Annotated in this window: 39 protein-coding genes; 14 read left to right on the top strand and 25 right to left on the bottom strand. The window is 65.8% G+C overall.

Annotated features, from left to right (window positions below; translation table 11 throughout):
- Positions 1 to 75: 75 nt before the first annotated feature.
- The gene (locus tag AC5P65_RS12860) at positions 76 to 2,088 is read right to left on the bottom strand and encodes an esterase/lipase family protein (RefSeq protein WP_111099303.1); all 2,013 of its coding nucleotides are present in this window, start codon (positions 2,086 to 2,088) and stop codon (positions 76 to 78) included.
- Positions 2,089 to 2,233: 145 nt separating this feature from the next.
- Between AC5P65_RS12860 and AC5P65_RS12855 the strand changes: the two genes are divergently transcribed.
- Positions 2,234 to 2,695 carry a methyltransferase family protein gene (locus AC5P65_RS12855; RefSeq protein WP_111104902.1) on the top strand — a complete coding sequence of 154 codons (462 nt, stop codon included), beginning with the start codon at positions 2,234 to 2,236 and terminating at the stop codon, positions 2,693 to 2,695.
- A gap of 14 nt (positions 2,696 to 2,709) precedes the next feature.
- Here the strand turns inward: AC5P65_RS12855 and AC5P65_RS12850 are convergent, their stop codons facing one another.
- The 23 genes from AC5P65_RS12850 to AC5P65_RS12740 all read right to left on the bottom strand — a co-directional run bounded on the left by AC5P65_RS12850 (position 2,710) and on the right by AC5P65_RS12740 (position 12,857).
- Positions 2,710 to 3,192 carry a hypothetical protein gene (locus AC5P65_RS12850; protein ID WP_031270551.1) on the bottom strand — a complete coding sequence of 161 codons (483 nt, stop codon included), beginning with the start codon at positions 3,190 to 3,192 and terminating at the stop codon, positions 2,710 to 2,712.
- 253 nt (positions 3,193 to 3,445) lie between these two features.
- Positions 3,446 to 3,664 (bottom strand): helix-turn-helix transcriptional regulator, encoded by a 219-nt coding sequence (locus AC5P65_RS12845; protein ID WP_065183319.1) that lies wholly within the window; start codon positions 3,662 to 3,664, stop codon positions 3,446 to 3,448.
- An 11-nt stretch (positions 3,665 to 3,675) separates the two neighbouring features.
- Positions 3,676 to 4,728, bottom strand: coding sequence for a DNA cytosine methyltransferase (locus AC5P65_RS12840; protein WP_495215647.1), 1,053 nt, complete (start codon positions 4,726 to 4,728; stop codon positions 3,676 to 3,678).
- Positions 4,725 to 4,931, bottom strand: a complete 207-nt coding sequence (locus tag AC5P65_RS12835) for a hypothetical protein (protein ID WP_313216154.1) — start codon at positions 4,929 to 4,931, stop codon at positions 4,725 to 4,727. Before AC5P65_RS12835 ends, AC5P65_RS12840 begins: the two co-directional genes overlap by 4 nt.
- The gene (locus AC5P65_RS12830) at positions 4,924 to 5,124 is read right to left on the bottom strand and encodes a hypothetical protein (protein ID WP_313216152.1); all 201 of its coding nucleotides are present in this window, start codon (positions 5,122 to 5,124) and stop codon (positions 4,924 to 4,926) included. Before AC5P65_RS12830 ends, AC5P65_RS12835 begins: the two co-directional genes overlap by 8 nt.
- A complete protein-coding gene (locus AC5P65_RS12825; RefSeq protein WP_495215646.1) occupies positions 5,121 to 5,633 on the bottom strand; it encodes a hypothetical protein in 513 nt (170 codons plus the stop codon). Before AC5P65_RS12825 ends, AC5P65_RS12830 begins: the two co-directional genes overlap by 4 nt.
- Positions 5,633 to 6,274, bottom strand: coding sequence for a hypothetical protein (locus AC5P65_RS12820; protein ID WP_495215645.1), 642 nt, complete (start codon positions 6,272 to 6,274; stop codon positions 5,633 to 5,635). Before AC5P65_RS12820 ends, AC5P65_RS12825 begins: the two co-directional genes overlap by 1 nt.
- Positions 6,271 to 6,639 carry a hypothetical protein gene (locus AC5P65_RS12815; protein ID WP_495215644.1) on the bottom strand — a complete coding sequence of 123 codons (369 nt, stop codon included), beginning with the start codon at positions 6,637 to 6,639 and terminating at the stop codon, positions 6,271 to 6,273. The genes AC5P65_RS12820 and AC5P65_RS12815 overlap by 4 nt, the downstream gene beginning before the upstream one ends.
- Positions 6,636 to 6,854, bottom strand: coding sequence for a hypothetical protein (locus AC5P65_RS12810; RefSeq protein ID WP_495215643.1), 219 nt, complete (start codon positions 6,852 to 6,854; stop codon positions 6,636 to 6,638). The genes AC5P65_RS12815 and AC5P65_RS12810 overlap by 4 nt, the downstream gene beginning before the upstream one ends.
- A complete protein-coding gene (locus AC5P65_RS12805) occupies positions 6,851 to 7,156 on the bottom strand; it encodes a hypothetical protein (protein ID WP_495215642.1) in 306 nt (101 codons plus the stop codon). The genes AC5P65_RS12810 and AC5P65_RS12805 overlap by 4 nt, the downstream gene beginning before the upstream one ends.
- Complete coding sequence (locus AC5P65_RS12800; RefSeq protein WP_032962321.1) at positions 7,153 to 7,374, bottom strand: hypothetical protein; 222 nt, start codon at positions 7,372 to 7,374, stop codon at positions 7,153 to 7,155. The genes AC5P65_RS12805 and AC5P65_RS12800 overlap by 4 nt, the downstream gene beginning before the upstream one ends.
- The gene (locus tag AC5P65_RS12795; RefSeq protein WP_111104734.1) at positions 7,371 to 7,592 is read right to left on the bottom strand and encodes a sigma factor-like helix-turn-helix DNA-binding protein; all 222 of its coding nucleotides are present in this window, start codon (positions 7,590 to 7,592) and stop codon (positions 7,371 to 7,373) included. The genes AC5P65_RS12800 and AC5P65_RS12795 overlap by 4 nt, the downstream gene beginning before the upstream one ends.
- Complete coding sequence (locus AC5P65_RS12790; protein WP_495215641.1) at positions 7,589 to 8,104, bottom strand: HNH endonuclease signature motif containing protein; 516 nt, start codon at positions 8,102 to 8,104, stop codon at positions 7,589 to 7,591. The genes AC5P65_RS12795 and AC5P65_RS12790 overlap by 4 nt, the downstream gene beginning before the upstream one ends.
- Positions 8,101 to 8,715 carry a lambda exonuclease family protein gene (locus tag AC5P65_RS12785; protein WP_433897368.1) on the bottom strand — a complete coding sequence of 205 codons (615 nt, stop codon included), beginning with the start codon at positions 8,713 to 8,715 and terminating at the stop codon, positions 8,101 to 8,103. The genes AC5P65_RS12790 and AC5P65_RS12785 overlap by 4 nt, the downstream gene beginning before the upstream one ends.
- Positions 8,716 to 8,718: 3 nt before the next feature.
- Entirely contained in the window at positions 8,719 to 9,468 is a 750-nt protein-coding gene (locus tag AC5P65_RS12780; RefSeq protein WP_495215640.1) for an ERF family protein, read from the bottom strand.
- A gap of 72 nt (positions 9,469 to 9,540) precedes the next feature.
- On the bottom strand, positions 9,541 to 9,963 hold the full coding sequence (locus AC5P65_RS12775) for a hypothetical protein (RefSeq protein ID WP_495215639.1): 423 nt from the start codon (positions 9,961 to 9,963) through the stop codon (positions 9,541 to 9,543).
- Between the two features lie 83 nt (positions 9,964 to 10,046).
- Positions 10,047 to 10,574: a hypothetical protein gene (locus AC5P65_RS12770; protein ID WP_495215638.1), complete on the bottom strand. Its 528-nt coding sequence runs from the start codon at positions 10,572 to 10,574 to the stop codon at positions 10,047 to 10,049.
- A gap of 43 nt (positions 10,575 to 10,617) precedes the next feature.
- Positions 10,618 to 10,767, bottom strand: coding sequence for a hypothetical protein (locus tag AC5P65_RS12765; protein WP_495215637.1), 150 nt, complete (start codon positions 10,765 to 10,767; stop codon positions 10,618 to 10,620).
- A complete protein-coding gene (locus tag AC5P65_RS12760; RefSeq protein ID WP_495215636.1) occupies positions 10,764 to 11,087 on the bottom strand; it encodes an XkdD/Y8K6 family phage-associated protein in 324 nt (107 codons plus the stop codon). The genes AC5P65_RS12765 and AC5P65_RS12760 overlap by 4 nt, the downstream gene beginning before the upstream one ends.
- Positions 11,080 to 11,355: a hypothetical protein gene (locus tag AC5P65_RS12755; protein WP_495215635.1), complete on the bottom strand. Its 276-nt coding sequence runs from the start codon at positions 11,353 to 11,355 to the stop codon at positions 11,080 to 11,082. Before AC5P65_RS12755 ends, AC5P65_RS12760 begins: the two co-directional genes overlap by 8 nt.
- A 109-nt stretch (positions 11,356 to 11,464) precedes the next feature.
- The gene (locus AC5P65_RS12750) at positions 11,465 to 11,815 is read right to left on the bottom strand and encodes a hypothetical protein (RefSeq protein ID WP_495215634.1); all 351 of its coding nucleotides are present in this window, start codon (positions 11,813 to 11,815) and stop codon (positions 11,465 to 11,467) included.
- A gap of 264 nt (positions 11,816 to 12,079) precedes the next feature.
- On the bottom strand, positions 12,080 to 12,241 hold the full coding sequence (locus AC5P65_RS12745; RefSeq protein ID WP_157805986.1) for a hypothetical protein: 162 nt from the start codon (positions 12,239 to 12,241) through the stop codon (positions 12,080 to 12,082).
- A 154-nt stretch (positions 12,242 to 12,395) separates the two neighbouring features.
- On the bottom strand, positions 12,396 to 12,857 hold the full coding sequence (locus tag AC5P65_RS12740; protein ID WP_253900843.1) for a hypothetical protein: 462 nt from the start codon (positions 12,855 to 12,857) through the stop codon (positions 12,396 to 12,398).
- Between the two features lie 116 nt (positions 12,858 to 12,973).
- Between AC5P65_RS12740 and AC5P65_RS12735 the strand changes: the two genes are divergently transcribed.
- From AC5P65_RS12735 to AC5P65_RS12710, 6 genes are all read left to right on the top strand, one after another.
- Complete coding sequence (locus tag AC5P65_RS12735; RefSeq protein ID WP_135273357.1) at positions 12,974 to 13,228, top strand: transcriptional regulator; 255 nt, start codon at positions 12,974 to 12,976, stop codon at positions 13,226 to 13,228.
- A 261-nt stretch (positions 13,229 to 13,489) separates the two neighbouring features.
- A complete protein-coding gene (locus tag AC5P65_RS12730) occupies positions 13,490 to 13,861 on the top strand; it encodes a hypothetical protein (RefSeq protein ID WP_482984806.1) in 372 nt (123 codons plus the stop codon).
- Positions 13,858 to 14,775, top strand: a complete 918-nt coding sequence (locus tag AC5P65_RS12725; RefSeq protein ID WP_482995144.1) for a hypothetical protein — start codon at positions 13,858 to 13,860, stop codon at positions 14,773 to 14,775. The genes AC5P65_RS12730 and AC5P65_RS12725 overlap by 4 nt, the downstream gene beginning before the upstream one ends.
- Complete coding sequence (dnaB, locus tag AC5P65_RS12720) at positions 14,772 to 16,253, top strand: replicative DNA helicase (protein WP_495215633.1); 1,482 nt, start codon at positions 14,772 to 14,774, stop codon at positions 16,251 to 16,253. Before AC5P65_RS12725 ends, dnaB begins: the two co-directional genes overlap by 4 nt.
- Positions 16,250 to 16,420, top strand: a complete 171-nt coding sequence (locus tag AC5P65_RS12715) for a hypothetical protein (protein ID WP_495215632.1) — start codon at positions 16,250 to 16,252, stop codon at positions 16,418 to 16,420. The genes dnaB and AC5P65_RS12715 overlap by 4 nt, the downstream gene beginning before the upstream one ends.
- Positions 16,417 to 16,869, top strand: a complete 453-nt coding sequence (locus AC5P65_RS12710) for a recombination protein NinB (RefSeq protein WP_495215631.1) — start codon at positions 16,417 to 16,419, stop codon at positions 16,867 to 16,869. The genes AC5P65_RS12715 and AC5P65_RS12710 overlap by 4 nt, the downstream gene beginning before the upstream one ends.
- 33 nt (positions 16,870 to 16,902) lie before the next feature.
- Here the strand turns inward: AC5P65_RS12710 and AC5P65_RS12705 are convergent, their stop codons facing one another.
- A complete protein-coding gene (locus AC5P65_RS12705) occupies positions 16,903 to 17,121 on the bottom strand; it encodes a hypothetical protein (RefSeq protein WP_495215630.1) in 219 nt (72 codons plus the stop codon).
- Between the two features lie 37 nt (positions 17,122 to 17,158).
- Between AC5P65_RS12705 and AC5P65_RS12700 the strand changes: the two genes are divergently transcribed.
- The 7 genes from AC5P65_RS12700 to AC5P65_RS12670 all read left to right on the top strand — a co-directional run bounded on the left by AC5P65_RS12700 (position 17,159) and on the right by AC5P65_RS12670 (position 23,759).
- Positions 17,159 to 17,554: a Ref family recombination enhancement nuclease gene (locus AC5P65_RS12700; protein WP_495215629.1), complete on the top strand. Its 396-nt coding sequence runs from the start codon at positions 17,159 to 17,161 to the stop codon at positions 17,552 to 17,554.
- On the top strand, positions 17,539 to 18,069 hold the full coding sequence (locus AC5P65_RS12695) for a hypothetical protein (RefSeq protein ID WP_495215628.1): 531 nt from the start codon (positions 17,539 to 17,541) through the stop codon (positions 18,067 to 18,069). Before AC5P65_RS12700 ends, AC5P65_RS12695 begins: the two co-directional genes overlap by 16 nt.
- A 29-nt stretch (positions 18,070 to 18,098) precedes the next feature.
- A complete protein-coding gene (locus tag AC5P65_RS12690; protein ID WP_495215627.1) occupies positions 18,099 to 18,512 on the top strand; it encodes a hypothetical protein in 414 nt (137 codons plus the stop codon).
- Positions 18,513 to 18,746: 234 nt separating this feature from the next.
- The gene (locus AC5P65_RS12685) at positions 18,747 to 19,265 is read left to right on the top strand and encodes a terminase (RefSeq protein ID WP_313216112.1); all 519 of its coding nucleotides are present in this window, start codon (positions 18,747 to 18,749) and stop codon (positions 19,263 to 19,265) included.
- On the top strand, positions 19,252 to 20,607 hold the full coding sequence (locus tag AC5P65_RS12680) for a phage terminase large subunit (protein ID WP_495215626.1): 1,356 nt from the start codon (positions 19,252 to 19,254) through the stop codon (positions 20,605 to 20,607). The genes AC5P65_RS12685 and AC5P65_RS12680 overlap by 14 nt, the downstream gene beginning before the upstream one ends.
- Positions 20,604 to 22,649: a hypothetical protein gene (locus tag AC5P65_RS12675; protein ID WP_495215625.1), complete on the top strand. Its 2,046-nt coding sequence runs from the start codon at positions 20,604 to 20,606 to the stop codon at positions 22,647 to 22,649. The genes AC5P65_RS12680 and AC5P65_RS12675 overlap by 4 nt, the downstream gene beginning before the upstream one ends.
- 24 nt (positions 22,650 to 22,673) lie before the next feature.
- Positions 22,674 to 23,759, top strand: a complete 1,086-nt coding sequence (locus tag AC5P65_RS12670) for a hypothetical protein (RefSeq protein WP_495215624.1) — start codon at positions 22,674 to 22,676, stop codon at positions 23,757 to 23,759.
- Position 23,760: the final 1 nt, after the last annotated feature.

Here is a 23,760-nt window from a genome sequence, read left to right as displayed (position 1 = left end):
CTGCGGGAAATGTGAGGCCAGCATAGGAGGGTGGGTGCGCACGCGCGATGAGGGATTTCCCTCAGCTGCCCACGGCTAATTGGCCTGGTTTCCGTGTTGCTGCATGTCCTCATGCAGGATCCGCCGCAGTTCGACGATGGCCGGCGTGGCTTCCTGCACGCTGTGCCCGGAGACGATCACCTTCTCCGAGTCCGCATGCGGCAGGTGCGAGCTCCAGTAGGGCACCAGCCCGTCGCTGGTCTTTCCCAGCGGACCATCGGCCTTTGCCCGCGCGATGATCGAGTGGTAGTGCACCTTCGGCGACATCGGCAGGTCTGCCACGGCGCGGACGAAGGGATCGTCCTTGTCCAGATTCTGGATGCTGTTCATCTGGTAGCCGTGCTTGCCGTCGGTGCGGTCGATCTGGCCGTCGTTGGCGATGGTGGCAACGTCTTCCAGCACGGTCAGCGGCAACCGCACCAGGCGACCGATCCAGCGGCCCAGGCGGGTGCCCGCCACATCGGTGCCGCGGTGTGGCGTGGCGATGAACACCACCCGCGACACTGCCGGTTCCGGCAGGAAGGTCAGCACCGGTGCGCCCTTGGTGCGCAGCAGTTCACGCTGTGCCGGCGTCATCTGCGCGGTTGCCAGCAGGGTATCGACCAGATGATCGCCGGAAGAGGAAACCATCAACCGCGCGATCACCCCACCCATGCTGTGCCCGACCAGGACCATGTCATGCGAAGCCCGCGCCTTGCCGCTGGGGTCGAAATGCTTGAACACCTCATCCAGCGTGTGGCGCATCGCATCGTGGCTCATCGCGATGGGCATGTTGGTGGGGTAGTAGAACTGCCAGACCTGGAAGTCCTGGCGGATCTCGTCGTCGCGCAGCAGTTCGTTGGCCACGTTGACCCAGGCTTCCGGACTGCTGGCCAGGCCATGGATCATCAGCAGTACGCGACGGTTGGGATCGTAGGGCTGCATCATGTACAGATGCGGCGTGTCGATGCCGCCCTTGCCCCCGAACAGCGAGCGCAGCGACTGCCGGCTGAAATTGGAACGGGCCAGCCACAACGCATAGCCGGCGGTGAAGTTGGCCGCCAATGGCACGTGCTGGCCGTGCAGGGTTACTTCCGAAACCTGGTAGGGATCGTGAATCTCCAGCTCCGGCTCGTCATCGTGCAGCACTTCCCACAGGTTCTTTCCCGAGAAGCGCAGCAGCACCGTCATCGATGGCGAAGGCATCTCGCTCCAGCTCTGCGTGGCGGAAGGGCTTGCCTGCACCGCTGCCGGCGTAGTGCTGGGCGTGGTTGCGGCCGGGTCATCCATCACGGCCACCAGTTCGGCACCGAAGCCATCGCGGCGGTGCACGCTGCGCAGCGTGCCGGTGAACGACAGCGAGGCGGCGGGTACCAGTTCGGTCGGTGTACGCTCGTCCAACGCCGATGCTTCCCCTGGAGGGGCCAGCACGAACGTCCAGCGGCCCAGCTGGAGATGGTTGGCATCGTTGTGCACGCGCCCGGTGGCGTAGGCGTCGTACAGCTGCACCGACGCCTCCTGCACGGCCAGGTTGTAATAGTCGCGCACCTGGGTCTGGCGGTCTTCGAAGCCGCGCTGGTTGGCGGTGCGCTCGGTGAAGAACAGGTAGGCGTAGGCCTGGCGCGCGACCTGCATCCATGCGTCCAGGCGCGGCTGGAAGTCGGCATCCAACTCGTTGATTGCGGTCTTGGCGCGACCCGAGGCGGAGTACTCGCGCTTCGGCGCCGGCAGGGTCATCGCATGCTGCAGCCACAGCTCGGCCAGGCTGGAGCGCTTGTCCTCCTCGCGCACGACGATGCTGGCTTCCATCGCTTCGATGCAGGGCAGGCCGGGCTTGGCGCAGACACCTTCATCAAGGCCGGCCACGCGCAGCGTCTCCGTGGTCGCCGCACTGAGCTTGCCGGAGGTGAGGATGTCACCGCGCTTGAGCGCGATGTACTGGCCGGGCGTGACCGAGGCGACCTGCACCGAAGGCCCGAACTGCCGCAGCGTCGCGCAACCTCCCAGGCTGAGCAGCGCAGTGATGATGAGGGTCGTGCGGCCGATCAAGCCCAAGCCCGTGGTAGCCATGCGATCCTCCTGCGCGGAGGCGCCACTCTAGCGGTCGGTCTGTCAAAGCGGAATCCACTGGCCGGATTGGGCCTGGCCGATGCGTCCGCCGTGCGATCCGGGCATTCCCGTGTGACACTGTGGTGGAACGTGCTTGGTGATCGTGATGACCTGGCTGGAAACACGTGTTCCCCCGCCCATGGTGATGCTGCTGTGTGCAGCTGTCGGCTATGCAGCGTGCAGGCTGTGGCCGGGTTCTGCCTTTCGGGCACCGGTGCCGGCGCTACTGGCGGGTCTGACGATGGCGCTCGGTGTGGTGCTCAACCTGCTGCCCAAGGTCTCCTTCCGGCGCGCAGGCACCACCGTCAATCCTCTGCGACCTTCGGCCTCGAGCGTGCTGGTTACCAGCGGGGTCTACCGCCGCACACGGAATCCGATGTATCTGGGCCAGGCGCTGGTTCTGCTGGGAGCCATGGTGTACCTGCAGCATCTGATCGCGCTGATCGTGGTCCCGCTGTTCCTGGCGTACATCACGCGGTTGCAGATCCTGCCGGAGGAGCGGGCACTGATGGCGCGCTTTCCCGAGGCGTACGCGCAGTACCGTCGTCGCGTGCCGCGCTGGTTGTAGCGTTGGCTACGCCATCAGCGGCTGATCTGGCATTTCACTGCGGCCGAATAGCCCTCGTAGTCGTCGCCCGCGATCACGTGCAGGGTATGGCGCTTGTCGATGCGCTTCGCGTACGACGGTTCTTCGGTATTGGCGTGCTCGTTGACTTCGGTCACCGACCAGGCCTTGGCCAGGCGCTTGGCACCGACACCGTTCAAGTACACGAAGAGGCTCCTCTCGCCTTCGGCCACGTTCACATCGGCACTGGTGACCGTGCCACCAAACAGCGCGACCGGCTTGTCCTCCGGTTCGAATGTACCGCCCGGCTTCTTGGCCAGGCCGGCTGCCTGCAGGGCATCGATGGCTTCGGCCTCGCTGAAGTTGGAGCCAGGTCTGCAGGACAGCAGGGCTTCCAACGTTGCGGTGCCTGGCGGCGCGATGGTGGGTGTGGAGGCGTGCGTGGCTGGGGCTGCGGCCAGGGCGGTGAGGAGCAGGGACATCGCGAGGGGGGCTTTCATGGCAGATCCTTCTGGCGATCGCGGAGTGAGGGGCTGTTGGAGGTGTCATCCCGATTATGCGCCACACATCCTCCGCGACGTGCAGGCACAAAAAAGCCGGAACCCCGGTTGACGGGAGATCCGGCTTCTTGCGGCCTCGACAGGCCATACAGATGGTGGAGGTGGGCCCTACCGCAATGTGAACGTAAGTTGTTGATGGTGAAGGCGGTTGGTGCTGGTGTCAGAAACTTATACCCCCAGCAATACCCCCACTCTATGCAGCCTTTGCGGGTTCAATTCCATCCCGCTCGGCAACCCGGGCGGCCTGCCAGGCGTCCACCTCAGCCTCGATCCAGCCTACCGCGTTACCGCCCAGCGGCACAGGCGCCGGGAAGGTGCCGGCGCTGATCCGGTCATAGATCGTGGTCTTGCCCAGGCCCGTGCGGCGCTTGACCTCGGGCATCTTGATGAAAACGAGCGGCTCGGTAGCCATGTTGTCCTCCTTCAGTTCGTGGCCAGCGCAGCGCGCAGCTGCTCGTCTGGATCCGGGTAGCAGTCCATGTAGGCGCCGATCACTTCGGCCGCGACTTGCGGGACGATGGCATTGCCGCCGGCGCGCAATTTACCCACTCGGGCGGGAACCCCATGAGCCAGAAGACGAATGCTGGGTTCAATCCTGCGCGCTTTCCCATCGTGTCCGACGATCCCGCCGGCGGAACCCCAAGCACTTCTCCAACGCGTTGGGGAAGAGGCTTGCCCGTATCCTGCGGTCTGGTGGTCACCCCCCTGTTCCCGTCCACCGCCGTTGGGGTCGGCCACATCGCCATCGCCACATAGTCCGGAAGGATCGACATTCCATGCCCCAGCGCCTTCTTCTCTGCGATGTACTCCGGGGTGTGAGGTGGCATGTGATCCCTCGCGCATGGCGTTGGCCACAAGGCCGCCGGCGCGTTCTGCGCGATCCAGTACACCTGCCGCGGCAGAAGATCCAGTCGGCTCGCACCGTCCTTGCGCGGCGCGAATGACATGCCGGGACTGTCCTTCCAGTCCCGGGTTGTCGGTGTGGGCCACAAACCAGAGCCGATCCCTTCGGTGGGGCGCGTCGACGGCACAAGCCGGGACAACGGCCGCCCGGCAGGCGTAGTCGATTCCTTCCAGGTCAGCAGACACTCCGTCGAGCCAGTTCTTGCCAACCGCCGCCGCAACCTGTTCTCCCATGACGACAGCGGGCCGTCGGGCACGGATGAGGCGAAGGAAGTGGGGCCACAGATGCCGATCGTCATCCTGGGCTTTTCCTTTACCCGCGACGGAGAACGGCTGGCACGGGGCGCTGCCGGTCCAGAGCTCGCGGTCGTCGGGCCACCCAGCAAGTCGAGCTGCAAGGGACCAACCGGCGATGCCGGCGAAGAAGTGGCATTGCCGGTATCCGGCGAGGTCTGAGGGTTGAACATCGGTGATGCTCCTGGTGTCGACGTGGCCAGGCGGAATGAGCCCGGCATCGATGAGGTTGCGGATCCACTGCGCTGCGTAGGGATCCCATTCGCTGTAGTAGTTCATGCGAACAGGTCCAGTTGGGCCGGCAGTGCCGGTGCGCGCGGCGGTTCCGGCAGTGGGGCGGGGGAGGTGGCGCGCAAACGCGCGCGCTGAGCGGCGTTGAACGAGAACCAGTAGCCAAGGCCATTCCTCCGCGCTCGCGCCTCGCTGAGGAAGACGCGCGCTGTGTGCTTGGCCTGTGCAGCGGTGAGCAGCTGGTCAGCCATGGGCCTGCCCTCGCTCATGCTCTTCGTTGAGCCGCTTGCATTGCAGATCAGCTTTCGACCATCCGTTCTTGCGGAAAATGTCCCATCGGGTCACGGTGCGCCGTTCATGGGTGTCCTGGACATAGGCGTACCGGCTGCCGGATGCCTTCAGCACAACGTAGCGCGGCGGATCCTTCTCGGTGTCGGCGCTCATTTGCCCACCGCCTTGCCGTCGATCAGGGCCAGCAGGCGCTCAGCCTCCGCGAATAAGCCGTTCTTCATAGGAGACTCGTCTCCATGATGGACAACCGCGTTGGCAAGGGCCGCAAGAGCATTGAACTGCCCCAGGTCCACGGCTTGCGCGGGCGTTGCATTGGGCACCGTGCAGTCACGGGTGTTGTTGGCGAAGCGCACGAACAGATGAGCATTCCACTTGTTGCTGATCTGCTCGAACCGGCGCAACGCTGCATCCAGTGCCCCGGAACGGGCGAAGCTCTCGTCCGGCACCTCGGCGTCGTCAAACACAATCTTGTAGAACCCATCCGGAGGTAGATGCAGCTCCCCCGCCGGCTGGCGGGCGGCGTCAATCTCGCGCTGTGCTTTCCGGCCTGCTGCGAAAGCGTATTGCGCAGTGTCAAGGATGGCGCGGGAATCGGCGACACCGGGATTTGTAGCCTTGAAATCAGCAATCCACTCACGGAATGCGTTGTCTACGATAGCCATCAATTCACCTCCGGCTGGCGGGCGCCATCAACGGCGAGTTCTCCGGAATTTCCGGACAGCTGATTTGATGCCGCCGGCTGGCTGACCATTTTGCGGTCTTGCGCAATATGGTCCCCCACCGGCTGGCGGGCGGCGAGTCGGGCAGCTAGCTTTTCCGTGGGTGCGTAGATCAGCATGTGATCCCAAGCGCGCGGGTCAACCTCGTCATGCTCAGATCCAAGGCGGTCCACAACGTCCATCATGTCGTCGCTGACTGTGCTGGACCTAACCGGCTGGCTGGCGGCGAGGGCGGCTTCCAGTTCGTCCGCTGCCCGATCCAAGGCACGCGCCTTTGCGTCGTAAGTCCAATCGACCTCGAAACCAGTTTCCTTTGCCTGCTGGTCGTCGTATGCGCTAGCCTCGTTACGCCACTTCGACACCAAAGCGGCCAGCTCCCCCTGACCACCCGGGGAGGGCTGGGCGGAGAGGGCGACATGCAGCGACCGCAGGCGTTCGGCGTGTGACTCGTTGCCGCCTTCGGATAGCGTGCTTGCTGCATCCATCAGCCACCACAGCAATTCGGAATCGAACTGCCCCGCCTGCGGCAGCCTCACCCTCCCACCGGGCTGCACGTCCGCCAGGGTCTTGTTGTCGGTGGTCATGCGGATGCTCCCATTGCGGCGTCGATCATGTTCGCAGCGGTGCGAAGGCCTGCCACGTACTGCTTTCCGTGTTGCTGAGCCGTGCCCTCGCTCGCGGCGCGTGCGCGAATCTTGCGGGCCACTTTCTGCAGCGCATCGTCGCTGCCGCTCCCGGCCTTCAGCGCCCTGGCCACGACTTCCTCGCCAGCCTCGGTCAACTGGAATTCGCCGTTGTCGTCGCCTTCCACCACCCAGCCGCGGACCTGCAGGTCCATCATTTGCGGCATCGTGAGGTTGGTGACGCCGGCCCAGGCGAACTGTGTGTCGCACACGATCAGGTGGCGTACGGCGTCGGCTTCGCTGATGGTGTACTCGATGGTCTTCATGCGCGCGCTCCCTTCTTCGTGCGGCTGTCGTGACCACCCTCGACCACCTGGCGGCGGCTGATGGTGGATCGGTCGATGGGGCTGTTGCCGAGGATCTGGACCTTGCCGCCCGAGCGCAGGAACTGCGCCACGTCGTCGGCGATCTCGGCCCGCTGGCGGTTCTTCTCGGCCTGCGTGGCCAGGTCAAAGGTCGGCTGTACGTGGATGCTGGTCATGCGTGTTCACCCCACCGCACGTACAGCCACACGTCCACGAACTGGCCACAGCTGGAGCCAATATCGGCCTTGAATCCAAGGTCGCGCAGTTCTTTCAGGATCGCCTTGCACAGCGCCGGGTAGTTGTCCTCGGCCGTGTAGCAGGAGCCATCGCCGAAGCCGTAATCGCGGGTGATGTACTCGCGCTTGCCGGCTTCTGCCGCAGACTCGACGCCCTGCAGAATGCTGTCCACTGCGAAGGCGGGATCCTTCGAGCGGGTGATGCGTTCGGCCATCGCGGCCGTCAAACGTTCCGTGGTCATGCGTGGCTCCGCAGCGGCACGCGGCGCACTGGGCCGTGCCACAGGTTGGTGAGGTTGTTAAGGCGCACCTGCAGCGGATCGCGGCGCAGGGGCCGGAGCGGATCGTGCAGGCGGCGCTCGGTGTTCCGGCAGGGCGCGCACGCGGCGGTGGCCTTGCCGTTGATCAGTGGGAAGAACCGCAGCGGCAGCCGGGCCGCGCACTTCGTGCAGGTCTTCATGGCTGCTCCAGGCGCGACTTGCTGAGGTTCTCCCAGGTGAGCGGGTAGGGGCCGCGCTTCACCCGGCTGTCGGCGGTGGTAAGCGACACGCCCAGCTGCTCGGCGATCTGGCGCATGGTGTAGCTCTTGCCCTCGACCACTCGGGCAAAGAGCGCCGCCTTGGCCTTTCCGCCACGGATCGTGCCCCGGTGGGGATAGACGTAGTTCAGGCCCTTCACTTCAAACCCTCCGTTTCTGCGGCCATTTCCAGTGGGTCGTACTTCCAGGTCTTGCGCTGTACAGCCGCCTGGACGGTGGGCATGGATACGCCGAAGCGCTTGGCCAACTCTTCTTGGGTGGCTCGGCCTTCCCGCTGCGCTGCTCGGATCTCACGGACTGCCGGCCAGTTCAATCTGGCGTTGCTTCCAGCTTCACCGGCCTGACGCATGGCATGTCGGAGGCCGCGAGAAATCCGACCCTTCGCCGCGCAGTCCCGGATGTTCTCGGCACGTGTTCCAACGAACAGGTGATCTGGGTTGACACAAAGCTTGGTATCGCACTTGTGGCAGACGTCCATCCCATCGGGGATAGGGCCCTTATGCAGCCTGTAGGAAAGCCTGTGCGCACCGATGACGCGCCTGGACTTCGGCTCCTTTACCTTTCCGTAGCCAGAGGTCTGCATGGCGCCCATCCACAGCCAGCAGCCGCTATTCGGTTCAGGCAATGCGCGATCTTCCAGCCAGGCGCTCATGCTGCGAGCCCCAAGAACTTGGCGCGCGCGGCGTGGTACTCAGCAACAAAGCGGTCTAGGTGCCCGCGCAACTTTTCTGTGAACCCGTCCGGCGTGACGCGAACGATCAGCGGGTCGTAGCCAGGGCAGTACGACAGGAAATCCCAATACGCCCGCCCGGTAATGATCAGGCTGCCGTGCACCTGGGGCTTGTGTTCGTCCGGCACACCGCCAGCGCGCAGCCACTTCACGTGGGTGGGACCGTCGGGGCATTTGATTTCCAGCCCGCCGTCCAGCTGGATCAAGCTGTCCGGGCTGCAGCCGAGCGTGCCGGCATCGTTGAGGATGAACCCGACCTGCTGCGGCACCACCTCCCGCTCGAAGGCGTACAGCTCGCGGGCGTCGTCCTCGAGGAATTCCCCACGCTCGGTGTGCCGGTTGCCGGTGAAGGACTGGCCAGCGTCCGGGCGCACAACCTCGTCGATCAGCTGGTTGATGTAGGTGTCAGCGGCAGCCGCGTACTCGCCCTTCTTGGGGGTGATGATGCTGCCGAACTCGCTGGCGGTCGGCACGCCGCGGCGGGCGGCGTACCATTCCGGCGATCGCTGTTCGAAGGTCAGGATCTGCGCCATGGGTCAGTCCTTCGGCTTGGTCGCTGCAGCGGCGCGGTTGAAGGCCTCGCGCACTTCCGGGGGAAGGTTCGACCCCCTGCCGCCGTAGGCCTGCAGTACCTCGGCCTTGCGCTTCGTGTAGTCCTCGTAGGACTGCAGGCCGTCTGCCACCTGCACCCACTCCTGAGCAACCTCGCGCGCGATGCGCTGCTGCTCGTTCTCGCCGGCGGCGTTGCCGTCGTCGTCGTCGCCGATCGTCAGGTTGAAGATCATCATCACCAGGTAGCGCCGGCCGTAGCTGATGGCCGAGCCGCGCCCGTGCGTGGTGGTCTTGTTCTTCTCGCCCTTGATACCGACGTTGTCGATCGGGGCATCGTAGGTGTAGGTCTTCGAATACCCGCCGTCGTGCATCACGTCGCAGACGATCCCCACGTGGTCGGCCAGTTCCGACCGGTCGGTGCCGAACGACAGGGAGAAGCCGTGGCGGGTGTAGATCGGAGTGATGAGGCGGTTGATATCCTCGAGCAGCGCGTAGCGGCTGTTCGTCTGCTTGTTCTTGCCGCGCTTCTGGATCGCCGGCATCTCCTTCTGGCAGGCCTTCATGGCGTCCGCGTAGGCGCGGGCCGCATCACGGTCCTGCATTTCCTTGTGCATTTCCCACATGCGTTCCAAGCGCTCGACACCCTGATCGGGGAGCAGCAGCGCCTGCTGCAGCGCCGCGGCAAGGCCGGTCGCCTGCTGGCCTTCGCTGGTGGTGGTGATGATCTGGTTCATAGATGCCTCGGGTTCGAATAGGTGCCCGGCTCTCGGAGCCGCCGCCGGGCGGGCGGGTGCGTCCTTGCTGGGTCAGGACGGGAGGTCTTCACCGTTGTCGGTGGTGATTACTTCGCTGGTAGGCGCGGCTTCCGGTTCGGCCGGCGTGACCGTGCAGTTGGTCACCGACTGGATGCCCGCCAGCTGGGCCTTGAGCTCATCCAGTTCCTTGGCCAACTTCTGGTTCTTCGTGTACTCCGCGTACCACTGGCTGCTCCTCTCGGAGGCTTCCTTCTGCGCCTTCTCGACCAGGGGATGGGTCGGCTCCAGCTCGCCGCCTTCGGTGTACTCAATGCGAACGCCTTCCTCGGCGCGCTTCCAACCGCTCGTGCTGTAGTGGCCGTCGCGTTCGAAGATGGTCGCGCGCGCCATCAGTTCAGCGGCCAGGCCGGCGCTGTCGCTGGGCAGGATGATGGCGATACGGTCGTTGCCGCCGACGGTGATCTTGATCTTCATGGGTCTGTCCTTGGTCTCTTGGAATGAATGCCGGCGTCGTGGAATCCCGGCCGGCGCGGGGCCCGTGAGGGCGGGGGAATGCGTTACGCGGCGAGGTCTTCCTGCACGGGCTTGTCGCCCTTGCTGGTGTTGAGCGGCGACACCAGCGTCACCTGCACGTCGCTCTTGATCAGCTCGCACAGCGGGCCGGATTCCAGCTTCGTCGGGTGGAAGGCGGCGCTGAACGTGATCTGCAGACTTCCGCCTTCGAGCGGTTCGAACGAGATTTTCTTCAGAGTCACGTCGACAATGACCAGCGGCTTTTCGAGGCCCAGGCCACCGCCGATCACCATGCTGTAGCCGGGGTATTCCTCGTCCCACGACAGCGCGCCGAGCTTCGGGAACTTCACCGCGGTCAGGCCGTCGCTGCCTTCGATCAGATCCTGCTGCTCGCCCTGGTTCGGCTTGCGGTAGAGCGCCTGGCGCAGACCCTTCTGGAAGTAGTCCAGGACGCCGTTTGCCACGCACACGACCAGCTTCAGGTCGCCTGCCGGCTTGTTCTCGTCGCCGTGCTTCTCCGCGCGGGGGTTGAAGTTGGCGACTTTGGCAGTCGCGTCGTTGAGTTCGAACATCGGTGGTGCCTCTCGTAGGAGCCGGCCGCGCCGGCGGGGATGGTCAGCCGCGCACGCTGCTGGTCGCAGCCCATCGGGCTTTGGCAGCGTCACGGTCGGAGTGGGCCTGGTGGATCTCGGCGATGCGCAGCGGCACGACAACGGCGGCGAACAGCGCGACGGCGGCCCAGGCGATGCGGAGGCGGACGCTCATTGCGCACCGCCTGTCGCCTTGGCGATGGCGGCGCGAGCCAGTTCCTGCATTTCTTCCACTGCGATTTCCAGCGCAATCTGGCTACGGCACTGCCCAGTGCAGGGAACGCACCCGCAGTCGTGCGGCCGGGCGATTCGCTCCAGCGCCTGCAGCAGCTCCGGTGCGGCGGCGATCAGGCGGCGATTCGCCTCCTGCCCTTCGTCCCAGTGGGGAAGGCCGCTGGTGTTGTGGATGGCCACATAGCCCCAGTTCGGCGCGCGGACACCCCAGCCGCCGGAAACCTTCTCAATCTCCCACGGCCCCGGCGTGTGCTTATTCATCGTCGTTCTCCTCCACGCACAGGCCGTCCACGGCCTCGCGGTTGTGATCGGTGTCGGTGGGTTCGCACGCGGCCAGAGCGGCGCGCAGGCGGTCGTCGGCGGCCAGCTGGTCGGCCAGGTCCCGGGCGGTCAGCGAGGCGTGGGCGGCAGCAAGAAGCTCGGTTGCCAAGTCATGGGCATCGCGCAGAACTTCGAACTCGCGGATCTGAGCGCGCTCGGTAGCCATCGCGATTGCGTGTTCCAGCGCGTCCAGCAGACCGGCGCTCACGACAGCACCGCCTGCACCAGCACAGCGGCCAGCACACCCAGGCAGAACGACAGGGAATTGGCGACGACAGTGGCCACTACGTGGTGGCGATGTTCGCGTTCGGCGGCGGTCATGCGGCCACCTGCTGCAGCGCCATTTCCAGCAGCTGCTCGTCGATTGCGGCGGCCTCGTCGCGGGCCAGCCGGTACAGGTCCTGCAGCACGCCCGAGCCCATCAGGTCGGCCGGGTCCGTGTGGTGCAGCCGGTGCAGCGCCAGCGACACCTCGGTGTAGTGGGTACCGCTGAAGGTGCCGGCCGTCAGTTCCTCGGCCTCGCGCAGCTTCGCCGGGTCGGTGCGGTAGGTCTTGGCCAGATCCGCGGCCTGCTCGGCGCGGTACTCCTGTTCAAGGCATGGATCTTCCTGGTCGTCCCAGTTGCGCTGGGCGCTACGTGCCCGGTCCGAGGGAGTGTGGAAGGCCATGGCTCAGCCCTCCCCACACTGGCGGCGATAGCGCAGCACCGCGCTGGCAACCAGCGCTGCCCAGGCGATCAGGTAGAGAAGTGCTTCTGCCATGGTGGACCCCGTCTTGGATGGCCCGGGTGGGCCGACGGGGCAACATTACCGAAACGGTTATCGACGGTCAATACCGAAACGGTAATTTTTTTGCGACCGGTTCGGGTTGGTGGGCCCAAACGCAAAGAACCCCGCGCTGGCGGGGTTCCGGTGGAAGATCAGGGGGAAACTTCAGTAGCGATAGCGGAGCAGTCCAGCGTCCTCAAAGCTGACACCGTCCAGCATGCACTCCTGCGCGCGCTCCATATCCTTGTGCAGCTGGATCAGCGCTTCATCATCGAGCTGCTCGATACCCGCAAGGCCAAACACTGCCTGGTCGATGATCATCTGCATGGGGTACCCCCAGCGTCGCCGGAAGTGTCTGATCATCTTGCAATGCGACTCCCGCATCAGGTCATCCATGCCGCGCGGGGGAGGTTGTGGTTTTACCAGGCGAAGCTTAGGCCGATCGCTACCTACCTCGGACCCCATCGCCTTCGCCATCCGGCTAGCCAGCTCCCTCAACCGTTCTTCGCTCAAAGCCATCATTCGCTCCCTTTGCCTTTTCCAGCCGTGCCACGAAGGCCCGCATGAAGTCGAGAACGTTGCTGTCATCCAGAGCAGCCGCTTCCGCACTGACCGTCTCATAGGCGACGGCCAGTGCGACCACATTGATGTCTGGGACAGGTGGTTCTCCCCTGATTTCCGCCACTAGCTGCAGTAGCCGATGGGCGGAACGGAGCGTAGCCACGTCTATTCCCACAGACTGAGACGCTGAAGCGGGTGGGCGATCCAGTTCGCCGTGGACAAGGCCCATGGCAGCCTCCAGGTCACGGGCCAACCTTCCTCCTATGCCCTTTGGAGCCCCTTCGGAGATCCATTGGCTGACCTGCGGCTGCGCCCAGCGGCTGCCGCCGTACTGGCGCGCCCATTCGGCTGGGCCTCCCGCCTGATTGACCAGACGGCGCATGTTTTCGGTTCGGGCAGTGCTTGCGTCCATAGGGGTAATGGTCACAAGCGACGACCTGCGGGGGAATGACCGAAACGGTATTGACCGCCAATAACCAAAACGGTAATGTGCGGCGCATGAACCTGACCAACTACGCCACCAGCAAAGGGGGAACCGGCACGCTGAAGTGCCCGGTTCTGGTTTCGGTTGCCCAAAAGGCCAACTGCAGCGTTGGAACGCTCTACCAGATCGCGCTGGGGAACAAGCAGCCCAGTCCGAAGCTTGCAAACGAGATCCACCGCGCCACCCGGGGGCGGGTCAACCGCAGCGAACTGCGCCCCGACGTCTTCGGTCCGGCGCCGGCCAATGAACCCACCGATTCGGCTGCCTGACATGGCCACCTCACACCGGCCTGGTGGGGAAGGGCACAACCACGCCCACCGCACCGGCCGCCATCGGCTCGCGCTTCTTCCGCTTCAGCGGTCGCACGTGGGTCTTTCCACCCGCCCTTACGAGGGCAAAGCACCGCCCACCGGTCCAGATCATCTGGACGACGTTTCCGTGGGCATTCCGCAGTGAACCGGGCATCGGGGCCTTCCGTTGTGGTGGGCCTCCATTTCCGCCCCCAACCCCCTGGCAAGAAAAGGCAAATCATGGAAATCACTGACAACCTGACGGATCCAACTGGACGGCTTCACCTGGGCATCTGCGTGACCAGGAAGCCGAAGGACGCACCGCTGCAGGTCGTGCGGCAGATCGAGTCGCCGGACCAAGCACTGGCCATCGCGATGAAGGCCGGCGATCACAAGCTGGCCAACGTCGCCGCTGCCATCGGCAAGTCGGAGAGCTACGTGTCGCGCATGCGCCGCGGCATGCGTCCGATCCCGCGCCGGCTGGTCGGCCCGCTGTGCGCTGCGACTGAGTCGAACCTGTTGCGCCAGTTCTTCGATCTGCAGGCTGCCATGGAGCCCCCGTGCTGGCGCTCGGAAGTGTCGCGCCTGGCCGGGATGCTGAGGGGCGCATGAGCACGGACGCGCGTCTCAGCACGGGTTTGCCCGGCCACCCGAAGACGAAGAAGCTGGTTCGTCGGCTGGGTCCTGCCGCTGGCTGGTCGCTGGTGTGTCTGATCCTGTGGGCGCGCGCCAACCGGCCGGATGGCGATCTGGAAGGGATGACCGCCGAAGACATCGAGTTGGCTGCGGACTGGGCTGGCGACAACGACGCGCTGGTGCGTGAGCTGGCCTCGGTCGGATTCCTCGATGGCAGCGAGGGCGCCTACCAGCTGCACGACTGGTCCGAGCATCAGCCCTGGTCAGCCGGTGCTGAGGCTCGTTCGGAGAAGGCGAAATGGGCTGCACTGTGCCGCCGGCACGGTCGCCAGGAGGCATCGCAACTGATGCCAGAGTATGCGGCCAAGCTGCTACAAGCACAGAACGAGCAGGGTAGTGGCATGCCCGTAGCAGGCGGAAATCTGCCGCTAGCAGATTCTGGCAATGCCCCGTCTCCGAATCCGTCTCCGTCTCCGAATCCGTCTCCAAAAGCAGAAGAACCTCCCCATACCCCTCCGGCTGCCGCCGAAGGGGCGAAGCCAGGGCGGAAGAAGCGGGAGAAGATCACCTTCGCTGCGTTCCTCGACCAGTGCCAGGACGCTGGCGAATCGGCCATCCCGAGGACGGACCCGATCTTTGCCTTCGCCCGTGACGCTGGGATCCCGAAGGACTTCCTGCACCTGGCATGGCGGGAGTTCGCTGGCCGGCATCGCGACAGCGGCCGGTTGCAGAAGGATTGGCGCGCCCACTTCCGCGATGCCGTCCGCCGGAACTGGTTCAAGCTCTGGTGGTTGCCGCCTGCAGGTGGCTGCGAACTGACGACGGCTGGTGTGCAGCTGGCCCGTGAGCGTGACGCCGAAAAGGCCCGTGAGCAGGAGCAGGCCCCATGAGCGCCCAGCCTGCCTACCGCGACGACTACGCCTACCTGCCGGTGCCGCCGCATTCGATCGACGCTGAGCAGTCCGTCCTCGGCGGCCTGATGCTGGCGCCGGAAGCGCTGAGCGAGGTCCGCGATGTGCTGACCGAGCGGGACTTCTACCGCCGCGACCACCAGCTGATCTGGCACGCCATCTGCGATCTGGCTGACCGTGAACAGCCCTTCGACACGGTGCTGCTGATCAACTGGTTCGAGAACCAGCGGCAGCTGGAGTTGGTGGGCGATGGCGCGTACCTGGTCGAGCTGGCCAGCACCACCCCGTCAGCGGCCAACATCCGCGGCTATGCCGAGGTCGTGCGCAACAAGGCGCTGCTGCGGGGCGTGATCGAGCGCGCGACCGAGATCGCCAACGATGCCTACGGCACTGCCGACGAGGACGCCGATGCGCTGGTGGCCAGCGCCACCGCGAAATTCGCCAACCTCAGCGTGCAGGCAGGCGGCAACGGTGGCCTGGTCATGGTGCGCAGCGATCTGCAGGGCATGTGGGAGGAAATGGAGGCCCGGTTCGATGGCACTGCCGACCTGGGGCTGGTTCCGCCGTGGCAGAACGTGGCGAGGAAGCTCCCCGGTCTGGAACCCACGGACCTGATGATCCTCGCGGCCCGGCCGTCGATGGGCAAGACGGCGAACATGCTGGAGTGGGTCTACAGCGTGGCAGTGCAGGGCAAGCACGCTGCGGTATTCAGCCTGGAGATGGCCCGCCGGCAGCTGCTGGCGCGGTTGATGAGCATGCACTCGGGCGTGCCGCTGTCGCGCATGCGCGTGAAGGGCGAGCTGACCAACGACGACTGGCACAAGCTGAGCATCGCCCGCAACTTCCTACATGGCCTGCCGCTGGCGATCGATGATTGCGGCTCGCTGCCGGTGGATTCACTGGTCGCGCGCGCGTCCCGCATGCACGCCAAGGTGAAGGGCGGGTTGGGCGTGGTCGCGGTCGACTATCTGCAGCTGCTGTCGGGGCCGGCCAAGGCCGGTAACCGGACCGAGGAAGTCTCCTACATCTCGCGCACGCTGAAGAAGCTGGCCAAGACGCTCGGCTGCCCGGTGATCGCGCTGTCGCAGCTCAACCGCTCGCTGGAGACCCGCACCGACAAGCGCCCGGTGATGGCCGACCTGCGCGAGTCGGGGGGCATCGAGCAGGACGCTGACGTGATCGCCTTCATCTACCGCGACGACTACTACACGAAGGACGCCTGCGGCGCTCCCGGCATCTCGGAATTCATCCTGGCCAAGAACCGCCAGGGCGAGACCGGTACCGCCTACTTGCGGCACCACCTGGAGTGCAGCCGCTTCGAGAACTACCACGGCGAGAAGCCGAACTACTCGCTCAAAACCGTGCTGCGCGATGCAGACGATGACAGCGGCGGATTCGACGCGCCGCGCGATCGCCGCAGGAGCGGCAAGGACATGGCAACTGGAGGGCGCGCATGACACCGAACGAGAGGGCGAAGTGGTGCATTCAGCAGGCCGAGGAAATCGAGGCAGGCCTGCCACCGGTGGATGCCGAACTGGATCTGGTCCCCATCGGCTACGCAATCGCTGGCTGGTGCAGGGGTATGGCCACAACCTTGGCGACGGAAGAGGAGCGCGCCGCATGAACCTGGGAACCTTCATTCTCCGCGCCGGCAATGCCCGCGACCGCATGGCGGCTGCGTGGCACTTCGCCTGCCAGTTCCTGAAGCTGGGGCAGGACGTGTGTGTGACCGTCAAGGAGTACAAGCCCAGCCGTAGCCTGGAGCAGAACGCCATGTTCCACGCCATCTGCGGCGAGATGGCCACCCAACTGAAGTGGGCCGGCCGCTACATCGACGCCGAGGGCTGGAAGCGCCTGCTGGTCGACGCCTGGGCGCGCGAGTCCAACCGCCAGCAGGGCGATGTGGTGCCGTCCCTCGACGGCGCCAGCATCGTGAACCTGTCCATCCAGACCCGGCGCATGACCGTGGGGCAGATGGCCGAGCTGATCACCTTCGCGCAGGCCTGGGCCGTGGACAACAACGTGCGCCTGAGCGACCAGGCGCCGAAGCGACTGCAGAGGTATGCGGCGTGAGCATCGCTCTGCAGTCTGCGCACTTCTCGAAGGTTAGAAACCCTTCTTGCGCGGGGGTGACTGGTTGCTCTTGGCGCGCAGGTCTCCACGCAGCTGATGTCCCATCCCGGTCAGGTAGATCTTCGCTCCGCGTTCTTCGGCGAGCTTCCAGTTCATCAGATCGACGAGGGTTGGGCTCTCGTTGCGCTGAATCTCATCAACAACGGCATCGAGAGAGGCCAGGAACGCCGCCTCGTATGGGAGTAGCTGCATGTCGTCAGTCCATTGGGTTGTCAAAAGGAGCCAAAGCATGAAGCGCGGACGATCGACGGGCAAGCCGAACATCAAACAACGGCAGCGTATGGACGCCATAGCCGAGATTGGCTGCATCGTGGCCTACGCGCTGGGCATTTCCTTCGGCGAGAAGCCAGTGCCATGTGAGGTGCACCACCTGACGGTCGGCGGCAAGCACGGTCAGAAGCGGCGAGGCCACGACTTCACCATCGGACTGAACCCGTGGTCGCACCGCGGTGAGCCCTTCGGCGGCATGGACGCGGACACCTGCGAAGCACTGTTCGGCCCGTCCTACGCCAAGCAGCCGCGCCGCTTCCGCCAGGAGATCGGCAACGACGACTACCTGCTGGACCTGCAGAACACCGCGCTCGATCAGTACTGGGGGAGGGTGCGGCCATGGCGCGCAGCCTGACCTTCGGCATCGACCCGGGCCTGAGCGGCGCCATCGCCACGCTGGTAGACGGCGAGGCCGGGCCGGTGATCGACACCCCCACCATGGAAGTGGATGGCCACACTGAGCTCGACGCGCGCGCGTTGGCGTTGTTCATCCGCGCCGCCAGGGAGATGAACCCTGGTGCCCACGTCTCGGCCTGCATCGAGCGAGTTCGGGCCATGCCGGCCAAGGGCCGTAAGCAGGGTGCCCAGTCGTCCATGAACTTCGGCGACACCTACGGCAAGGCCAAGGCCGTGCTGGAGTTGCTGGGCATTCCGACCACCAGGGCTGAGCCGGCCAGCTGGAAGCGGTCCTTCGGGCTGCTGAAGCAGGAGAAGGACGCCGCTCGCGTGCTGGCGATCAGCCGGTTCCCATCAGCCGCGCCGTCCCTGCGCCGCAAGAAGGACAACGGCCGCGCCGACGCGCTGCTGATCGCCCTGTGGTTCGAAAACACCCACCTGGCCTCGCACATCACCGACGAGGCCTCAGCCTGATCCCGACGAACCCCACCGGGGGAACGACCATGCGCAAGAAGACCGACAACCAGACGACCAGGCAGGCAGCACCGCACCGGCAGTTCCGCCGGTCAGCGGTCGGCCTTGCCGTGGCCAGCGAGGCGGACGTGCTGGTGGTGGCCAGGAAGGTGCTTTCCCGCGTGCGCGATATCCGAAACGCCCAGGGAGAGGGTAGCTATGTCTTCGGCGACCCTGGTTGCTGCATCTTCGCCCTGCGCATCGGCTCCGCAGCGGGTGAGGGCATGTTGCGGGAACACCCCGACTGGCTGTTCGGGCTCTACGGCGCCGACACCGCCGACGGTAAGCGGGTCAGCTTCCCCAGCCCGGAGCAGATCGCTGAGGACCTGCGGGAGCACTACAGCTGGGAGCAGCCCGAGCCCGTCCGCTGGCCGATGCAGCTGGAATTGTTCGCTGCTGCCTGATCGCCATTGATCGGAATGCCCAGGCTGGGATAACAGCAGCATGAGCGACCGCCAGACGCCATCCAGTCAGGAAGCCACCCGGGGCGAGTACCGGGACGACCAGCACGCAGGTGTCGACAACAGCGTGCAGCCGACACGGGGAATGCCGCGTTGCGGCGGCCATGGGGACTTGCCTCTCCATGGTGACGTTCATGCCCCCGGGAATCGGCAGTCTTGCCCGCAGAGGGCGAGCTGATGCCCCGCAAGAAGCCAGACACGCCGAAGGCCAAACCGGCCAAGAAGGCAGCCAAGGCACCTTCCAAGGGTGGTCGGCCCACCAAGTACCGCGCGGAGTTCACGCGCCAGGCCGCACTGCTGGGCCGCAGGGGCTGCACCGACCCGGAAGTGGCGGAGTTCTTCGGCGTAGCCTTGTCCACGGTCAACCTGTGGAAGATCAAGCACCCCGAGTTTTCGGAAGCCCTAAAGCTGAGTAAGGCCGAGGCCGACCTGCGGGTGGAGCGCGCCCTGTTCGAACGGGCAACCGGCTACCGCTGCCGAGAGGACGACGTCCGGGTGGTGGAGGGGGAGATTGTCGTCACCTCGACCGACAAGCAGTTCCCGCCGGACACCACCGCGGCGATCTTCTGGCTGAAGAACCGCAAGCCGGGCAGCTGGCGGGACAAGCCAGAGGGCGAGGACGACGGCGATACACCAGCACCGGTCGCGGTCACGGTGAACGTGGTCAGCGGGCGCCGCCGGAATGCCAACCCTTAACGAACCGCAGGCCGCGTTCCTGCAGCTACCGCACAAGTTCCGCGCCTTCGTGGGTGGGTTCGGCTCGGGCAAGACCTGGGTTGGCTGTGGCTCGCTGTGCAGCCACGTGTGGACGCATCCGCGCGTGCCGGCCGGCTACTTCGCCCCCAGCTATCCGCAGATCCGCGACATCTTCTATCCGACCATCGAGGAAGTGGCTTTCGACTGGGGCCTGCGCGCACGCATTGTCGAGTCGAACAAGGAGGCCCACCTTTACTCAGGGCGCCAGTACCGCGGCACAGTCATCTGCCGGTCTATGGACAACCCGGCCAGCATCGTCGGCTTCAAGGTCGGCAAGGCCTTGGTCGATGAGATCGACACCCTGAAGAAGCGGAAGGCCCAGGACGCCTGGCGCAAGATCATCGCCCGCCTGCGCGTGAAGGCCGACGGCCTGCAGAACGGCATCGATGTGACGACCACACCCGAGGGGTTCAACTTCGTCTACGAGCAGTTCCACCAGCTGCCCAGCGAGAACCCGAAGCTGCAGGCGCTGTACGGCTTGGTGCATGCCAGCACCTACGACAACGAGGCCAACCTGCCGGACGACTACATCCAGTCGCTGTTCGAGAGCTACCCGCCACAGCTGGTGCAGGCCTACATCGACGGGATGTTCGTCAACCTGACCACAGGGTCTGTCTACCCGGCCTTCTCCCGCACCGCCAACAACACGACGGCCGAAATCCAGGACGGCGAGGCGCTGCACATCGGCATGGACTTCAACGTGCTGAACATGACGGCCATCGTCTGCGTGATCCGCGACGGCGAGCCTATGGCGCTGGCCGAGCTGACCGGCATCCGCGACACCCCGGCGATGATCCAGGCGCTGCGGGATCAGTACGGCAACCACCGCATGACGATCTACCCGGATGCCAGTGGCGACAGCCAGCACACCAACAACGCCAGCGCGTCCGATCTGGGCCTGATCCGCGCCGAGCGGTCGATGACGATCGTGGTGCCGGCGGCCAACCCGCGCATCCGCTCCCGTGTGGTGAGCGTCAACGCCATGATCCTCAACGCCAAGCGCCGCCGCCGCTTCCTGGTGAACGTGCGCAACTGCCCGAAGCTGACCGAGGCGCTGGAGAAGCAGCCGTACGACGCCAACGGGCTGCCCGACAAAACGACCGGTTTCGACCATCCGCCGGACGCCCTGGGCTACTTCATCCACAGCAAATTCCCCGCCGCAGTAAGCGCGCGCGACCGACCGTCCATTGAACGGCCTCGGGTGCTGGTGCCCCATAGCCGCCAGTGGTTGGAGCATTCCGACCAGCCCTCACTTGCCGAACGTAGGAGATCCGCTCTGTGACCATGCCCACCGCCGACAGCTTCACCGACGCACTGGCGGCCGAGCAGGCAGCCGACGCAGAGCGCGAGGCGCAGGCCCAGGCGCTGGCACAGGAAGAGGCGGACGTCTCCAACTGGCACAAGCGCATCAGGGAATCGCGCGAGTTCGACAAGCACGCCCGCAAGGGCTATGCGCTGGATCGGCGCTACTGCCGCAACCAGGTGGATCCCGTCTACGACGTGAGCGTGCCGATCGCCGGCACCTACGTGAACCTGCTGACGTCGTTCCTGTACGCGCGCGACCCCGAACCGGCCGTGCAGCCCGCCGAGTCGGTCGGCTCCAGCCGGGTGAAGCTGGCCAAGCAGGTCGGCCGCACGCTGGAGATCGTCATCGCCTCGCTATGGAAGCGCGGGCGCCTGAAGCACGCAGCCGACGCCATGGTGCGTTCGGGACTGAGCATCGGCATCGGATGGATCAAGGCGGCATGGCACCGCGAGACCGAGCGCGACCCGACCACCGACCAGCGCATCGCCGACCTGCGCGCCAAGCTCGAAGCCCTGTCGCTGATGGAAACGGAGCTGGCCGAGGGCAATGCCGCCAACCCGGACCTGCTGAAGGCTCAATACGAGCAGCAGATGAAGACGCTGGAATCCCAGGTCGAACACATCATCTACAACGGCCTTGTCTTCGACTTCGTGCGCGGCGAAGACATCCAGGTCTCCATGGACGTGGCCACCCTGAAGGACTACGCCATCTCGCCGTGGATCGCCCACCGCACCTTCATGCCGTACGACAAGGCGCAGGCCACGTTCCCGGAGGTGCGGGACGAGCTGGGGAAGGCCGAGGCCTACTACCACGTGCAGCCGGAGAGCCGTACGCGCGAAGGCGGCTTCGCCCCGGCCGATGGCGTGGTGAGCGACAGCGATGCCGAGGTGTTCCGCAGCGCAACGGCAGCGGGGCAGGGCAGTGACGCCGGCCCGCGCTTCCTGTGCATCTGGGAGGTGTGGGACCTGACCACCAACCTGGTGCACACCATCACGCCTGGCCTGCGCCGCAACCTGCGCCAGCCTTACACGCCCGACCAGCGCAGCACGCGCTTCTACCCGTTCTTCCAGTGGGCGCCGCTGTGGGTGGATGGGGAGCGGCATCCGCAGTCGCTGGTGGACCGTTCGCGAGCCCTGCTGGACGAGTACAACCGCACCCGCACCAACTACCGCGAGCATCGCCGCCGAGCCATCCCGAAGCTGGGCTTCGATCGCGGCGCTGTAGAGCCGGACGATGCGGCGAAGCTGGAAGGCGCAGGCGTCGGGGAGATGGTCGGCCTGGACCTGAAGGGCCAGCCCACCGGCAACGTGCTGTTCCCCATCCAGTACAACCAGATCGATGCCGCGCTGTACGACACAGCGCCGATCCGCGCCGAGCTGGAACTGATCTGGGGCATCCAGGAGGCGCTGTCCTCCAGCATCCAGACTGCGAAGACGGCCACCGAGGCCGACATCCAGCAGCAGGGCACCGAATCCCGCCTGGGCTACAGCCGTGACAGTCTGGACGACGTCCTGGGCGAGATCGCGCAGTACACCGCCGAGGAAGCCATGTCACCCGCCGGCCTGTCGCCGGAAGAGGTCAGCGACATCGCCGGGCCCGAAGCGCTGTGGTTCAACGCGCCCCTGCCGGAGCTGGTCACCGCGCTGCTGAACGTCGACATCCGCGCCGGCAGCTCGGGACGCCCGGCGTCAAACCTGCGCCGGCAGCAGTGGGGCGCGATCCTGCCGCAGCTGCAGGAGGCCGTCGTCACCATCGGCCAGATGCGCGGCGCAACGCCGTTGGACATCGCCAACAGCCTGGAGCAGCTGATGGTCGAAACCATCGAGCGCACCGGCGACACGTCGATCGACGCCTACACCTTCATTCCCCAGGTGCCGCAGGTTGCGCCCGGCGCCGTGATCGATGCGCCGGCCATGCCCGGCATGCCCCCCGCCGACCCGATGCAAGCCCTCCCGCCGGCCGAAGCGCCGGTACCCACCGCAGCACCCGTGGGCGGCGTTGTCGCCCCGCCTCTCTAACCCGCCGCCAACAGAGGTACCACCATGCACATCGAAGACCCGAACACCCCGGCCACGCCGGATACCATCCCGACCGACGTCCAGCCGGCCGACACTGGCGCACCGCCGCTTGCCGACGGTGGGGACGCACCGCAGCCCGCTGCTGCTGACCTGGATGCCTTCTCCGCTGGCGTTGAAGCCGCGCGCGAGCAGGAAGCCCGCGAGGACGCGCTGCCCGGCGATGCCCCGGCTGCCGTAGACGGCCAGCCGCCGCAGGACGGCGCACCGGCAACGCCGGCTGCCGTCGACCCGAATGCGCCGCCTGCAGGTGAGCAGCAGCCGGCACCGCCCGCGCAGCCGCAGCAGCCGACCGTTGACGACGAGGTCAAGCAGCTGGGCCTGAAGGAACGAGCAGCCGAGCGCTTCCAGGAGCTGCACACCCAGGCGCGGGATGCCCGCGAGCGGGTCAGCCAGTGGGAGGAAACCGTCCAGAGCACCGGCGCCACGCCGGAGCAGTTCGGCGGCGCGCTGCGGTACCTGTCCGACATCAACTCCGGCGACCCGAGGCGCATGGCAGACGCCTACGAGCGCATGCAGGGCGAACTGCAGTGGCTGGGCCAGCAGCTGGGCCGCGAGGCGCCTGGCTTCGACCCGCTGAGCGCGCACCCGGACCTGGCCGGCCGCGTGAACTCGGGCGACATCACCCGCGACGTGGCGCTGGAACTGGCTCAGCACCGGCAGACCGGCCAGCTGCAGCAGAACCACACCCAGGCGCAGCAGGATCGCCAGCGGCAGGACCTGCAGTACCAGCAGGGACTTGTGTCGGTGCAGCAGCTGGGCGCGCAGCTCCGCGCTGGTGATGCGCAGTTCGACCAGAAGTTGGCGCTGCTGGCGCCGACGATCGACATCATCCAGCGCACGTTGCCGCCGGCCCAGTGGCAGACCGAGATCCATCGCGCGTACCTGGCTCTGCCCGCCACCGCGGTCGCCGCGCCTGCTGCGGTCGCCCCTGTCGCCCGGAGCGCCCCCAATCCGGTCCGGGCAAACTCTGCTGCGCCGGTGGCACCGAAGATCACTCCCGAGAACGCGTTCGACATCGGTGTCCAAGCAGCCCGGGCACGCGGTCAATAAC

The organism is Stenotrophomonas sp. YJH_SMC_48-3, assembly GCF_059369375.1.
The sequence above is the reverse complement of the archived record's forward strand: the minus strand, read 5'-3'. Positions and strand labels throughout refer to the sequence as shown.